This window comes from Acidobacteriota bacterium (assembly GCA_016208495.1).
Lineage (GTDB): Bacteria > Acidobacteriota > Blastocatellia > Chloracidobacteriales > Chloracidobacteriaceae > JACQXX01.
Window position 1 is genome coordinate 1 of sequence record JACQXX010000008.1, and the last position, 14,354, is coordinate 14,354.

General features: G+C 52.8%; 9 protein-coding genes. 2 read left to right on the plus strand and 7 right to left on the minus strand.

The annotated features are described in order from the left end of the window. Window positions 1-140 precede the first annotated feature (140 nt). The 6 genes from HY774_01305 to HY774_01330 form a co-directional block, all read right to left on the minus strand. A complete protein-coding gene (locus HY774_01305; GenBank protein MBI4747099.1) occupies window positions 141-1,445 on the minus strand; it encodes a PAS domain-containing sensor histidine kinase in 1,305 nt (434 codons plus the stop codon). 402 nt (window positions 1,446-1,847) lie between these two features. Beyond that, window positions 1,848-2,675 (minus strand): ParB/RepB/Spo0J family partition protein, encoded by an 828-nt coding sequence (locus HY774_01310; GenBank protein MBI4747100.1) that lies wholly within the window; start codon window positions 2,673-2,675, stop codon window positions 1,848-1,850. An 86-nt stretch (window positions 2,676-2,761) separates the two neighbouring features. After that, window positions 2,762-3,523: a ParA family protein gene (locus HY774_01315; GenBank protein ID MBI4747101.1), complete on the minus strand. Its 762-nt coding sequence runs from the start codon at window positions 3,521-3,523 to the stop codon at window positions 2,762-2,764. A gap of 155 nt (window positions 3,524-3,678) precedes the next feature. Beyond that, on the minus strand, window positions 3,679-3,927 hold the full coding sequence (locus tag HY774_01320) for a hypothetical protein (GenBank protein ID MBI4747102.1): 249 nt from the start codon (window positions 3,925-3,927) through the stop codon (window positions 3,679-3,681). 45 nt (window positions 3,928-3,972) lie between these two features. After that, entirely contained in the window at window positions 3,973-5,145 is a 1,173-nt protein-coding gene (gene wecB / locus HY774_01325) for a UDP-N-acetylglucosamine 2-epimerase (non-hydrolyzing) (protein ID MBI4747103.1), read from the minus strand. A 568-nt stretch (window positions 5,146-5,713) separates the two neighbouring features. Beyond that, window positions 5,714-6,778: a DNA/RNA non-specific endonuclease gene (locus tag HY774_01330; GenBank protein ID MBI4747104.1), complete on the minus strand. Its 1,065-nt coding sequence runs from the start codon at window positions 6,776-6,778 to the stop codon at window positions 5,714-5,716. 1,194 nt (window positions 6,779-7,972) lie between these two features. Here HY774_01330 and HY774_01335 point away from each other — a divergent pair. Together HY774_01335 and HY774_01340 are read left to right on the plus strand one after the other, a co-directional pair. Continuing rightward, window positions 7,973-10,975 (plus strand): sigma 54-interacting transcriptional regulator, encoded by a 3,003-nt coding sequence (locus tag HY774_01335; protein ID MBI4747105.1) that lies wholly within the window; start codon window positions 7,973-7,975, stop codon window positions 10,973-10,975. Between the two features lie 290 nt (window positions 10,976-11,265). Next, the gene (locus tag HY774_01340) at window positions 11,266-11,775 is read left to right on the plus strand and encodes an AP2 domain-containing protein (GenBank protein ID MBI4747106.1); all 510 of its coding nucleotides are present in this window, start codon (window positions 11,266-11,268) and stop codon (window positions 11,773-11,775) included. A 270-nt stretch (window positions 11,776-12,045) separates the two neighbouring features. Here the strand turns inward: HY774_01340 and HY774_01345 are convergent, their stop codons facing one another. Then, window positions 12,046-14,166: an enoyl-CoA hydratase/isomerase family protein gene (locus tag HY774_01345; protein ID MBI4747107.1), complete on the minus strand. Its 2,121-nt coding sequence runs from the start codon at window positions 14,164-14,166 to the stop codon at window positions 12,046-12,048. Between the last annotated feature and the right edge of the window lie 188 nt (window positions 14,167-14,354).

Consider the following 14,354-nt stretch of genomic DNA (forward strand, 5'->3'; position numbering starts at 1 on the left):
TTATTAAGAATTATGGTTGCAAGATTAGCACGCAAAGGAGAAGTTAAAAGGGAAAAAAGAGAAAAGAAAAAGGCAGCGTAAGAAAAACACCATCCAAGTCAAACTCAATAAAATCAAATAGTTGCAAATTATACACCCTCTTACAGCGGCAGGTGCAGTCGTGCCAGGCAACCTGGACCTGGAACGCGGTTTTCAAGAATCAAGCTGCCACCATGAGCTTCGGCAATCTGGCGGCTGAGCACCAGACCGATCCCAGTTCCACCTGGTTTGGTGGTAAAGAACGGAACAAACAAATTATTGACGTTTGAAAGTCCTGGGCCCGTGTCTTCGACCCAAATTTCCAGATACGCCGCCTGTTTGGTCCACCCAACCGCAACTTTTCCGCCGGTTTCCATTGAGGCATCCACTGCGTTTCGCAAAATGTTGATCAATAATTGCTCTAACTGGTCCTGATCGGCCTGGATGGTAATCATTGGGCCCGGCACAATCGTGACGGAAAGTCGGGTTTCAAGCGTCACGACACGCTGGATCCAGGACGGCACATTCAGTGGGGCCAATCGTGGCTGCGGCAACCGGGCAAGTCGGGCATAGGCGGCCATAAATCGGCTCAGGGATTCAGCCCGCGAGGCAATCACCGACAAGCCGCTTTGCATATCGTCTTCCCAATCGGGGGGACGGGGTTGCCGGTTGAGCAAATTTTCAAGGCTTCCGGCAATGGATTTGATTGGTGTAAGCGAATTGTTTAACTCGTGGCCGATCACACGGATCAACCGCTGCCAGGCTTGCCGCTCTTCTTCCCGGAGTTGCCGGCTGAGGTCGGTAAATACCAGCAGGTGATGGGGTAAGCCATGCTCGCGAAAGGTACTGCGATGAACGCCATACCGCCCAATTCCACCAGGAAAAGCCATTTGAACGGTTTGGGCGGGCTCACCTTCCAGGCAATCCATCAGCCCTAAATCAGCCGCATTTCGCCCAAGCAGTCGCTCCAGGGGTTGGGCAAGCAACCGCTCTCCGGCTCGATTGACCAGTCGGAGAACCCGTTCCGAGTCAAAGGCGAAAATAGCGACATCAATTTCAGCCGAGATCGTGCGTAACATCGCGGTGGCTTCAATCGTACCTAAGCGCTGATCCTGCAATGTCTTACTCAATTCGTTGATTTCAAGCATCACCTCGCCGAGGGCATCATCCCGGCGGTCGCTCCGACCACGAATTGAATAGTCTCCTTCACGCAGTGCCGCCAGCAGATTGGAGATTGTCTGCAGTGGTCGGATCACACGTTCTTGCAGCGCAAATGTAATCCAGGCCCAACTGGTAACGACCAGAAAGGTTAGTGTCCATTGAACTTTTGGCGTATAGTCACCCAACCACAACAATCCGAGTGCAACTCCGGCTCCAGGAAGCCCGGTTAAAAACCCCAACCACAATATCCGCTGATCGAAGGCCATCGGTGGCTTTCGGCGGCGTTTGCTCAAGTGAGCTTTGGTTTGGGCGACAAGTGGTGAAGACATGATTGGGGTTCGGGGTTCGGGGTTCGGGGTTCGGGGTTCAGGGTTCAGGGTTCAGGGTTCGGGGTTCGGGGTTCGGGGTTCAGGGTTCGGGGTTCGGGGTTCAGGGGCATAAGCGCCAGGATAAGGATCGGAGTCCCGCAGGGACGGCATTGAATAGCCGGGGTGCGACAGCCCCCGGTCCCGGCCAGATCGAGATTTAAGCCCTGCAAGGGCGACATAAAAAACAAGCGGATCATTCAAATTTTCCTAGAATTGGTTTCCAGTCGCCAGGCATATTTATTTTTGTCTTTATCTCTTTGATAAAAAACCAGTTACAGCAATTGTTCGAGGTCGAACATTTTATTCTTGTGCCCCCCGCAATTCAGCCAGATAGTGTTCAAGGGCCAGAATGAGATCATCACGGCTGGCATCTTTTCTTCGAAATGAAACCTGCACTCGAAACGCTCCTTTCGTGACCGAGAGCCGTCCGCGAAACTCAAAGCGATTGGCACGAATCGGCGCTTCAGGTGAGTGGCGGGAGGCTGGATCAATCACTGGTTTTGGCTGAGCCAGGAGCTGGGCGGCGGCCAGTCGTTTGGCCTCGGGAACTTTTAATAAGGCAAACAAATTGCTGTATGAAAGCTGCGAATTCTGTCGGCACAGATCCAAAACCTGGTCTCCGAGCGACAACACCCGCGTGTGATTGGCCAGTGTCGTCCGCGGAAGACCAATGACCTGTGCGGCTCGTTCCTGACTCCCGAGCAATCCCACGAGTTGTCCGAGGGCACGGGCTTCATCAACCGGGTGAATATCTTCGCGCTGCAGGTTTTCCACCAATGCCAGCGCCAGAAAATCACGATCTTCGACTTGTCTCAGGACAATTGGAACGGTCTCAAGATTGGCTTCCCGAGCGGCATCATACCGGCGATGACCCGCAATCAGCGTATACATATCAGTTTGGGGATCATAGGTCCCCACCAGTGGCTCCAAAATTCCATGAACCTTGATTGAATCAACCAGCCCAGCCAGGTCCTCCACCTTGAACTTCATCCTGGGCTGATGTGGGTTCGGTTTGATTTTGTGGAGCGGGACCCGAACCAAATGTTCGCCGGCAAGACTTGATCGAACACGGGCGGCCAGGGTTTCAGTTTGGGATGGGTCGGTGCGTGGAACAAATTTCTTGGTCATATCATCAAATACATTTCGGAGTGCGGCGGCTTGACGCCGCTTTATGCAAAAGCAGCGTCAAGCCGCCGCACTCCAAAGAATTATGCTTACAGTGCTTTTGCCAGAAGCTCCATATCTTCATTCACCGGACAGGATGGTGAATAGAGTTTGAGGGGCACCCGGGCATTGCACGCTTCAGCCACGGCAATTGCCCGCCGCACCGGTTGGAAGACCTGACACCCAAGCTGCTCGGCAGTACGCTGAACTTCGCCCAGGTAATGGCGATGCAAATTGAGCCGGGCATCATACAGCGTCGGAAGAATGCCAGTCAGTTTGAGCGGTGGGCGGACATACAGGCGGCGTTTATTGGCCTCAATGATTTCTTCCTGAATCAATTGCAGTCCAGCCACGGCTTTATCTTCGGTTTGAACCGGAATCAATATTTCATCGGCGGCAATTAACGCCTGAACGGTCATTTCCGAAATGTGCGGCGGGCAATCAATCAAAATGAAATCAAACTGGGCTTGAAAATTTTGGAGCGCGCCATACAACTTCATTGGATTGCGCTGTTGGACGAGCAATCGTTCGCCCTTAGCCAGTTGTAAATTCGATAACCCCACCCATAAGTCATATTTTTCAACCACATGCGCAGGCGTGGCAGTATCGTTGCACAGTGACGACCAGAACATCTCTTCCGCCGGTCGCTGGTGGGGATGACACCCAAGGTACTCCCCAAGGCTCCCTTGTGAGTCGGCGTCCAGCACAAACACTTTAAACCCACACAGCATGAGTTCATACCCCAGGTCACGCGTGGTGGTGGTTTTTCCAACCCCTCCGGCCTGGTTGCAAATGGCAATCGTTCGCATCATGGTCCTTTTCAATTGAGCGAATAGTGAAGCAGCGAACTTGAGTGAGTAGCGAGTAGCGAGTAGTCAATCCATATTCATTGTGAAATTTGTTTTGAATTGTCGAATTCAAAGGGTTTTGGTTTACGACTCGCTACTCGCTACTCGCTTTTAGTTCGCTACTGTGCCGTATTGTTTGGGTCATTTGGGGCAATGATTTCAATATGATCCCGGTTGACGTCCAGGAAGGATGTCACCAGAACCTGTTTTCCATCAAGCGTTCGCACTTCGGCATTTGCCACGGCAATAAATGGGGTGGCGCTGTGCATAAAATCGGTGACTCGGGCATTTGGATTGAGTGAAATATAGCCATTGATCCGATAGGAGCGGGTCAAAATAATCACTTTGGTCATTTCTTGCGGATTCATAGAACATCAAACTCCTCAAAAATTGATATGGGGCTGGCTCTCAAGTTATGCCCGACACTCAATTGGGCCCAGGAGCATTTCAGCAATATAACGGCCAGCATAGCCGTCGCCAAATGGGTTTTCAAAACACCGCATCTGATTGTATTCATTTGGGTTGGAAAGTAACCGCCCCACGGTGTGGACAATTGCTGACGGCTCGGTGCCAACCAGTTTGCCGCCTCCGACCTGGACGAGTTCCATGCGTTCGGTCGTGTTGCGCAATATCAGCACTGGAGTTTTGGTCTCGGAGGCTTCTTCCTGAATTCCTCCCGAATCGGTCAACACCAGCCAGGCATGGGTCAATAACCAGATCAGAAATGGATAGTGGAGCGGGTCAGTCACAATAAATCGCTCGCGGACCTGGGGCGATAAAGTGGGTAAAACCTGACGGACCGTGGCCTGAACCTGCGGATTGGCGTGGAGTGGCCAAACCGCAACCAGAGATGAATCTTCGGCCAACAATTTCGACACGGCCTGACTGATATTGGCAATATTGGTGCCCCAGTTTTCACGACGGTGGGCGGTGATCAACAGTAATTTTTGATGGTTCAGTTGCGCCGCCAGGAGCTGTAACTCAACCGGAAGCAACCGCCGATGGCCGTTGGAGTACCCCGTAACCTGTGGTATTGCCCATCGCACAGCATCCACAATCGTGTTTCCAACCCGGTGGATTTTCGCTTCAGCAATTCCTTCCGCGAGCAAATTGTGTCGGGCTTGCAGGGTGGGTGCAAAGTTCCAGGTCGCCAGCCGGGCAATCGCTTCGCGATTTTTTTCTTCTGGAAACGGTTCATAGTCGCGATGTGTCCGCAGGCCGGCCTCGATATGACCAACCGGAATCCGATGGTAATAGGCCACCAGTGCCGCAGCCCAGGCACTGGTGGTATCTCCTTGAACCAGAGCAACTTCCGGTTTGAGCCCACCAAGACATTGATCCAGGGTTTCAATCAATTGCGCCGTCAGATGCCCCAGTCCTTCGCGTTGACGTGGAATTTCAAGCTCGTGGTGAACCGGCATCCCGAAAAAGTGGTACAACTCTTTGACCCCCTGCTGGTGCTGTCCGGTGTGAACCACAATTGGTTCACACCCGCACTCGGTCAGAGCCCGATAGACTGGGGCCATTTTGATGATCTCCGGGCGGGTGCCCAGACACAGCAATATTCGTTTTCGATGAGTCAGCATCGTTGGATATGAATTCAAAGTGGAATGAACTTATACCAGTTTGTAGTCAGTAGTCAGTAGTCAGTAGTTCATTAAGTCTATTTGATTGAATTACTTGACTATTTTCTAATACGAGGATTCCACTCCAAAATGGTATGAGAAGCCGGATAGAGATCGCTTTGATATCGGACTGGATGTGAAGGAAATCAAAGATTCAAGGCATTGAAAATACAGGTTTGGGCGACATCATACACCAGGATTGGTCAATCGTCAGTAGTTGATGAGTCAGTCGTTGATGAGTCAGTCATCAGTAGACAAAAGCCAGATAGTTGAATCCGTGGAATTTTTAAAAAGAATTATTCCTAAATGACTCAAATCAAACAAGATACACTTGATAGACACTTTAAAATTCCCACACTTGACCACTGACTACCGACCACTGATTACTGACTCACAAAAAAAGCCTGTTTCCTTTTGGAAACAGGCTATCTCAAGTGAGATTTAGGTTTGAGGAACTTTTTCAACTTTTGGCTCAAAACACGGCTTCAACCCCAAGCCCTGAGCCCAATGTCTTCAGCCCGATCTCTTCTTACTGGTTATCCACCTGGGCTTCGATCACGCTCTGAATTTCGGTCGGAACGTTGGACAGGAAATCAAATCCGGTCAGGGCTTCGATACTGTCAACCGAGACACGATACGTTCTCCAATCAACACTCCGGATACCGGCGTCATTGGGCATATTCACGGCAATCACGCGGGTGGAGGTGGTTACGCGAGTGGCATCGTTGTCGCCGGCAGGCAGGATCACGATGACTTTCCAGGTCCGGGTCGGAATGACCATGCCGTTGACTGGATGGGTTCGTTTGGACCCAGCCGGACCGCAGATCACATAGATTTCGTTGGTGCCACCCAGCAATTGATCGCGGGTATACTGTTCCAGGAAATTCCACGGTCCCTGGTTGTTGTCTGACGACTGAACCATCATGTTGGTCATCAAGAACGTCGCGCTGTTATTGGCAACGGTATCGGTTCGATCGGCTGATGGACACATATGGCCCCGGTCATAGCTGGTGCCGTCAACTGTGCCAAATGAGTTGCTCGGAACTCGGAACCAACCCGCCGGGAGCGTGGTGTCTTCCCGGAAATCATCCTGGCGAGGCGCACTTCCACGATCTGAAATTTCAAGGTTCCAGCTTGCCCAGTTCGAGGTTCGGTTGTCCCGGTGATAGCTCAGGGCATATTGGGTCTTGGACAGCAAGTAATTGGTAAAGTTGTTGACATCGGTGATGGCGTTCGAGGGGTTCCCCAGGGCCAGATGACGGCTCGCATTGCCTGGTGGCGGCGGCGGGGGGGGAGGAATTCCCGGCGTTACTGACAGGGTGTAGTTACCCGTCTGGTTTGGATCAAAGGTGGTCGCCGTAATCGTGTAGGTCCCTGCCGTGGGTAAGGTCAAAACCAGTTCCGCGTCACGGTTGCCGCCGCCATCATCATCTTCCTGGTGGTACCCGTCAGGCCCGTCAATCACCAGATAGGCATCAAAGTTGGTGGAGGTTCCGTCATGCAGGATAGCCACGGCCTGGTTGGCTGTCCCCGTGAATGAGAACTTATCGGCAAAACTGCCGTCGGTCAGCACACAATCGGTCGTGGTGATCATCCCCGTCACGGTGGTTGGAACCGTAATCGGCGTGGTGGTGCAGGTTGATGGCGGCGGCGCCGTACCATCGGTGATCGTGATGTCGTCAAAGTTGAGACGGTTTGAATCGTTGGCTCCGGTGATTTTTCGGATTTCAAACCGAACCGCACTGCTGGTGTTGATCACAAACGTGGCGGTTTGGAGCACAGTACTGGTGGTTAACACCGTGTTACCGGCTTTGGTCCAGGTGGAACCATTGGTCGTTGAATACCACAATTCCCAACTCCCATTCCCATCCGTGGCATATCGGGCGTGCTTGACGCTCACGCTGCCCGCTCCGGCAACGTTGAAATTCATGGTGAGCTTGCCCCGATTGCGCACCCGGGCGCTCCGGGTAGCGACTTTGCGGTCAGCGGAACTGGTGCCAACCACTGCGTTGGTGAAGGTCCAGGAACCGGTGCCTAAGGTCACAGTGCTTGTGGTATAGCTGGCTTTGTTGCCAGCTTCAAAACCTTCGGCAAGCGTGGTCATTACCTCGCGGGTAGCAGATCCCGTTCCGGGCAGCAGGTCAGGCACTGAATCCGGCTCAATGAACTGGATCTCACCCGCGTCAAATGGTTTCACGTTTGACGCAGGTTCACTGGTGGTCAGTGAATACTTGGACCGTGGTCCTTTCTCATGGGCACTGGAAGCAGGGATCCCGATAAACGAGACAGTCACTGCCACGGCAACCATCAGGCAAAAATAAAAACTGCGAAATGATTTCAACATAGCTCCTCAAAAGCACACCTGGGCTCAAATAAGCTGGTCTGGGAAAAAGAGATTGAAGGGAAAAAATGGAAAATCTGAGTCCTTACCGTACCACAGCAAGCCGTGTACCACGAAATTTTTTGTAATCCGAGCTGAGGTGCTCACCTGCTGAACACCTGTTTTCTTCACGAATTCCTTGCCCTAACACCTTGTATTCGTTACAGTTAAAACATACGCCGCACTGATTCGAGAAACCGGGCAACATCCCTGTAACACTTATCCAGTACATGCACATTCGTTGAACAATTGTTCAGCAAATGCACAATTGTTCAGTGAGTGAACACCGGGTTCCGGGTTCCGGGTTCCGGGTTCCGGGTTCCGGGTTCCGGGTTCCGGGTTCCGGGTTCCGGGTTCCGGGTTCCGGGTTCCGGGTTCCGGGCGGAACCCGGAACCCCAACAACACCAATGGCTAATCCCTGGATTCCTGACGACGACAAATCAGAACACCTGACCATGGAGCGGATTACCTTATCCAGTCTCCGGCAGGCCGCCAATGATCCGGCGAACCAGTTGGATCAATTCAGCGATTTGCTGCAAAACAATTCGTTGACGGCTGAGGAAGCGCTTGAAAAGGCGGCTGAGCGACTCGAACTCGCCGGGCAATATGATGAAGCCATGGCGATTCTGCCCCATGACCTGATTCGGCGTCAGGATTCCATACCGCCGCCCGTTCTGGCCCGGTTATGGTACCGCTATGCCAGCCTGAACCGGTGGACCGGTAATATTCCGCGGGCTATCTGGTGCGCCACTAACGGCCTGCAACTCTATGCGGAATTAAAAGATACCGCCGGTATTGGGACCACCCACGCCTTGCTGGGATACTGCTACTGGATGATTGACGAATATGCGATTGCCTATGACCATCTGGTTGCCGCCTGGAAGTGTCAGGAAACCACCAATGACGTCCGCGCCCTGGCTCAAACGGCCTGGAACTTGTCGGTCGTCAATCATTTGGAAGGCCGTCTCGACGAAGCACGGGACAACTGCCGCAAAGGACTCGAATTGCTTGGAAAGCTCCAGCCGCTGACGCTCAATGACCATCTGGTACTTGGGAAACTGCTCAACACGCTGGCCCTGGTTGATTCTGAGGAAGGACACAACCAACAGGCGGTTCAAAATTGTAAACAGGCGCTTGAACACTGGTCGCAATCCAAAGACAGCGGGCTGATGGCCATGGGCTATGCCAATCTGGCCGGCGCTCAGGTGGCAATTGGCACCTGGCGGCAAGCTGAGGAATCGCTTCGGCTGGCGCAAACCCTGATCCAGGATCAAAACCGACATACCGAATGCGTCATCCTCACCATTTTGAGTGCCCTCCACCTTCGTCAAGGGAAATTTGCCGAAGCGGAACGCAGTGCCCGGCGAGCCGTCGAACTCGCCATGGAATCTGGGCTCAAAGCCGCCGAAGGCTCAGGGTGGGAATCGCTTGGGGAAATCCTGCTGGCTCAAGGACGTTCTGAAGAAGCCATTACCCAGTTTCGCCACAGCCTCAGGATTTTTACCAAACTTGGCCGCCGCGTTGATTTGCCGGGTCTGTATTTGCGATTGAGCGAAGCCTATTTGGAACGCGACCAGCACGAAACTGCGTTTGAGTGCCTGGTCAAAGCCCAGGAGTTGCTGAAAGATCAACCCAAACTCCATCTCAATGCCCTGACGGCGCGCCTCAAAGGACGGCTGCATATTGCCCGAAACGAGCTTTCCGAAGGCGTCACCAGTCTTGCCCAGAGCATTTCGCTGTTTGAATCCATCAGTCACCCCTATGAAGCCGCCTGTGGTCACCTGGAAATCGGGTTGGCGCTGGCTGGGACCGACCCCGGACGGGCGGTGTCACATCTCGAAACCGCAACCCGAGTTTTCGCCGAACTGAAAGCTGAACCCAAACTCAATAAAGCCAAAGAATTGCTGGCTTCCCTGCGCGAAACGTTGGCGCCGAGCCGCCGGTCAGCCAGTGCCTTGACAATTGATGACGTGGTGGTGATCGAGCGACTGAATGCGGCTTCCGGCTCACACGAACTCTTATTGCGTGAGCTGGCGGCAATCCTCCATAACCAGTTACAGCAGGATGTGGTGATTTTTGAGCATATCCAGGCGGATCATTCCTTTAAGCCAGTTGTCGTTCACGGGTTTTCGGAACGTGAAGTCGAAAAAGCCGCCCGTACATTACGCACCTGCCTCGAAACCGGCAAAAAAGTGCCGGATGGCATCCGATTGAAAGCACTGACAGATACTTCGCATGCCGTCGGGGCTGATTTACAACGCAATTTCTGGGTTTTTCTCCAGGGGGATGATTCCGGGTTGCCACCCCAATTCGGCGCGCTCGATGCCTTGATGCGGATTTCCAACATGAGTCTGGAATTGTGCCGGCTCCGGTCGTTGACCCAATCCATGCGCAAAACCGTCAGCCAGTTTGTAACTGGCAGCTATGTCACCATTGCCGGGATGTTTTGTGAGTCACCCTCCATGCAGCAGGTGCTGACCCAAATCCAGAAAATCCGGTCTTCTGATGCCACGGTACTCATCACCGGCGAGTCCGGAGTCGGCAAAGAACTCGTCGCCCGAGCTATCCATCAGACGAGCACCCGCCACAGCCGGCTCTTTCTGCCATTCAACTGTGCTTCGATTCCGGCTGAACTGGTTGAGAGCCGGTTGTTCGGACACACCAAAGGCGCCTTTACCGGCGCCGACAAAGACACGATTGGGGTTATCCGGGCAGCCAGTGGCGGAACACTTTTTCTGGATGAAATCGGGGAATTGACGCTGTCAGTTCAACCCAAACTGCTCCGATTTCTCCAGGAACGTGAAATCCATGCCCTGGGCGATAACCAGCCGATTCGGGTTGATGTCCGGGTGCTGGCTGCCACCAACCGCAATCTGGCAGACGAAGCCGAACGCGGACATTTTCGGGAAGACCTCTATCACCGCCTCAATGTCATTCGCATTCACGTTCCGCCATTGCGCGAACGCCCCGAAGACATTCCCTTACTGGCCCGATACCTGCTCACTGAAGCCGCCAAAAAGGAAAACAAATCCGTGGTCTTTTCTGAAGCCGCGCTCGATGTCCTGCGCAGTCATAGCTGGCCGGGCAACGTCCGTCAGCTCAAAAATGAACTTGAACGGGCGGTGGTGATGGCCGATCAGGAAACCGTGCTCATGCCCGAGGACCTGTCCCCTGAAATCTGGCAAACCAAACCCGCTACCGCCGGGACCTTGCGCCATTCCGAACCGCATACCGCCCAGTCGCACCCACGAACCCTGGCGCAGGCAATCGAAGAAGTCGAACGCCGGGTCATTGCTGAAACTCTCAAGCGCCATAGCGGAAATATTTCACGTGTCGCTCGCGAACTCGATATTTCACGCAACGGACTGATGCTCAAATGCAAACGCCTCGGCCTGGAATGGCATGATTGAAACAGGGATGAAAAAACCAGGGCTTGGGGTTCAGGGCTGAAGACTCGCAAGCTCGGGGCAAAGGAAGGGATGAGGGATGAAGGATGAGGGATGAAATAAAACCAGTTCTCCAGCCCGATGTCTTCAGCCCCAAGCCCTGAGCCCGAGGTTTTTTCAGTCCACCGAAATTCGGCAAATTTTCACAATCTTGTTTCATATTCCCCAACATCGGCATATAATCGCAGCACCTGCCCCTTTGTGATCCCAAATACAAAATGAAATTACATTTTACATTGAAGGAGTCCCTTACAATGCCGCTCGCTACCAGTGGTCATAAGGGAGTGAGTCGAATTGATCATCCAGCAAAACAAATGCACGGGTGGTACGTCCGCGTTCCCTTCCGCGGCCAGATTCACTCCAAATTTTTCAGTGACAGCAAGCATGGCGGAAAAGAAAAAGCACTCAAGAAAGCAGTTCAGTGGCGCAATAAAGTTGAGCGAGAAATCGGAAAACCTCGGACGGATCGGCCTGTGGTCACGGCCAGTCCGCGGAACAACACCGGAGTGATCGGTGTTCAACGAATGGTGCAAATCCGGCAAAACAAACACGCACCACCCAAGGAATATCCAATTTATGTTGTTTCCTGGCAGCCCGAGCCAGGCGTGCTCAAACGAGAGATTGTCCCGATTAACAAATACGGCGAGGAAAAAGCGTTTATGAAAGCGTGTGCGATTCGCCGGAAACGTGAACGAGAAATGTTCGGGAAATCAATTGTACCAAGCTCCACTGACCTCACGCCGACAGAGGGTGATGGTTCTTAATGCTGTAATTTGGTAAAACTGAAGTTCATAACGACGGATCCTGCGGCCCGGCTCCCTTTTCAAAACCTGCTGTTTCATTGCGAAGCAGCAGGTTTTTACTTTTCTGAATGAAAAGGATAGAACATTCAGGCTTTCGAATGTAATGATATTTAGGGCTGAAGAACCAGGGCTGAAGAATTGGTTTTATTTCATCCCTCATCCTTCATCCTTCATCCCTCATCCCTCATCCCTCATCCCTCATCCCTTCGATTGCCCTCAGCCCTGGTTTTTTCAGCCCAATAACTCGCGAATTCGAGCTTCAGTCGGAGGCGCAAACCGGTCTCCATATTTGGCGGCCAGTTCAGTGGCTCGTGCGACAAAAGCCGAAATTCCATAATCGTTGATGAATTGCACCGTGCCGCCTTTAAACGGAGCAAACCCCCAGCCGAAAATGCTGCCGATGTTGGCGTCTGCCACCGTGGTCACGACGTTTTCATCCAGACACCGCAGGGTCTCAATCACCTGCGCAAACAGAATCCGATCAATCATTTCCGCCTGTGAAAGCGGTTCTCCCACGAGTGGAAACAGTGTTTTTAACTCCGGCCAGAGATATTTTTTACCTTCTTTCGGATATTCATAAAAACCCTTGCCGGCTGCTTTTCCAGCCCGTCCATGTTCCTTGACCATTGTATCAACCACTCGATGGCCAGGATGTGACGGAGCGGTTTTCCCTTCCGCCGCAAAATCCTTTTCGGTTTGCGTTCGAATGTGCAACATCAGCGACATGCTGACTTCATCTGAGACGGCGAGCGGGCCCACCGGCATTCCGGCCTGAATCCCAGCCGATTCAATGGCCTGGGGATGGGTTCCTTCCACAAGCAGGGCAAGACCTTCATTGACGTAAGTTCCAAAGACCCGACTCGTGTAAAACCCACGGCTGTCATTGACCACAATCGGGGTTTTCTTGATTTGACGAACAAAATCAAATGACCGGGCCAGTGTTTCAGGCGAAGTCTCTTTGCCGCGAATGATTTCCACCAGTTGCATCTTGTCGACTGGCGAAAAGAAGTGTAGCCCGACAAAGTTGGCTGGCCGGGATGACGCCCGGGACAGCCCGGTAATGGGCAGCGTCGAGGTGTTTGAAGCATAAATGGCGGTTTCTTCAATTCGACTTTCAGCTTCTTCGGTGACTTTGGCCTTAATCGTGCGATCTTCAAACACGGCTTCAATGATCAAATCACAGCCGCGCAGGTCTTCCGGATCCGCTGTCGGATGGATCAATGCCAGAATTGTGTCGCGTTCTTCAGGTTTCATTCGGCCCTGGCTGACTTTCTTTTCCAGCAATTTGGCGCTATAGCCTTTGCCCTTTTCAGCCGTTTCGGTTGAGACATCTTTGAGTATCACTGGAATTCCACAGATTGCCGCAGCGTAAGCAATGCCTGACCCCATCATTCCGGCGCCCAGCACGCCGAGTTTTTTGACTTTTGATGGGGCAAACCCGGCGGGACGACTGCCACCAGCATTGATCTGGTTGAGTTGCGTCCAAAACGCGGTGATCATGTTTTTGGCAACTTTGCCGGTGGCAATCTGGGCCAGGTAGCGTGATTCAATCCGCGAAGCCGTATCAAAATCCACCAGCGTGCCTTCAACCGCCGCACTCATAATCGCCAGCGGCGCTGGATAGTTGCCGTGGGTTTTTTGGAGCAACATCGCCGGCGCGACGCTGATCATCTGGGCAACTTTTGGATTGCGCGGGTCACCGCCCGGCATTTTGTAGCCCGATTTGTCCCAGGGTTGGGCCGCGTTTGGGTTGGCGGCAATCCAGGCTCGGGCTTTGGTCAACATTTCGTCGCGATCTGATGCCAGTTCGTGGATGATTCCGGCTTTCAGCGCTGATTTGGCCGAAACCTTTTTGCCTTCCATCAAATACGGAAAGGCTTCCTGTAACCCGAGCAACCGGGTCAATCGGGTGACGCCTCCGGCACCGGGCAGCAGACCCAGCGTAACTTCCGGCATTCCGATTTGAACCTCGGGGATATTGAGTGCAATTCGGTAATGGCAAGCCAGCGCCAGTTCGCACCCTCCGCCAAGCGCCGCGCCGTTGATGGCGGCCACGACCGGAACGCCGAGTGTTTCGAGCTGACGAAAACAGGCTTTTAAGGCTTCGGCGGCGGTAAAGGCTTCGCCTGGATCCGTGGCCGCCATCAGCATTTCCAAATCGCCGCCAGCCAGAAACGTTTTCTTGGCCGAAGTGACAATCACACCGGTCAGTTCAGCTTCCGCTTTGAGCTTTTCGATGGCTGTCGCCAGGGCTTCGCCAAATTCCTGGTTGATGACATTTGCCGAGCGATTCGGCATGTCCATGGTCAAGGTAACAATGTTTTGAGCGTCTTTTTCAAAATGAATGGCCATAGCAAGAGGGTTCAGGGTTCAGGGTTCAGGGTTCAGGGTTCAGGGTTCAGGGTTCAGGGTTCAGGGTTGTTGAATATCATTAAATCGTATACAGGAAAGTATCATAAATTGTATACACTTTCGGAAACAAAAAAGTGAGCTAAAGTGTCATCCTCTAGTTAAGAAGGAGGAGAAAAACAATGGCTCAC

Bases quoted from the DNA above. Each gene is read 5' to 3' on its own strand.
- HY774_01305 (MBI4747099.1), bottom strand. From the start codon at position 1,445: ATGGCCTTCGATCAGCGGATATTGTGGTTGGGGTTTTTAACCGGGCTT.
- HY774_01310 (MBI4747100.1), bottom strand. From the start codon at position 2,675: ATGACCAAGAAATTTGTTCCACGCACCGACCCATCCCAAACTGAAACC.
- HY774_01315 (MBI4747101.1), bottom strand. From the start codon at position 3,523: ATGATGCGAACGATTGCCATTTGCAACCAGGCCGGAGGGGTTGGAAAA.
- HY774_01320 (MBI4747102.1), bottom strand. From the start codon at position 3,927: ATGAATCCGCAAGAAATGACCAAAGTGATTATTTTGACCCGCTCCTAT.
- wecB (MBI4747103.1), bottom strand. From the start codon at position 5,145: ATGCTGACTCATCGAAAACGAATATTGCTGTGTCTGGGCACCCGCCCG.
- HY774_01330 (MBI4747104.1), bottom strand. From the start codon at position 6,778: ATGATCACCACGACCGATTGTGTGCTGACCGACGGCAGTTTTGCCGAT.
- HY774_01335 (MBI4747105.1), top strand. From the start codon at position 7,973: ATGGCTAATCCCTGGATTCCTGACGACGACAAATCAGAACACCTGACC.
- HY774_01340 (MBI4747106.1), top strand. From the start codon at position 11,266: ATGCCGCTCGCTACCAGTGGTCATAAGGGAGTGAGTCGAATTGATCAT.
- HY774_01345 (MBI4747107.1), bottom strand. From the start codon at position 14,166: ATGGCCATTCATTTTGAAAAAGACGCTCAAAACATTGTTACCTTGACC.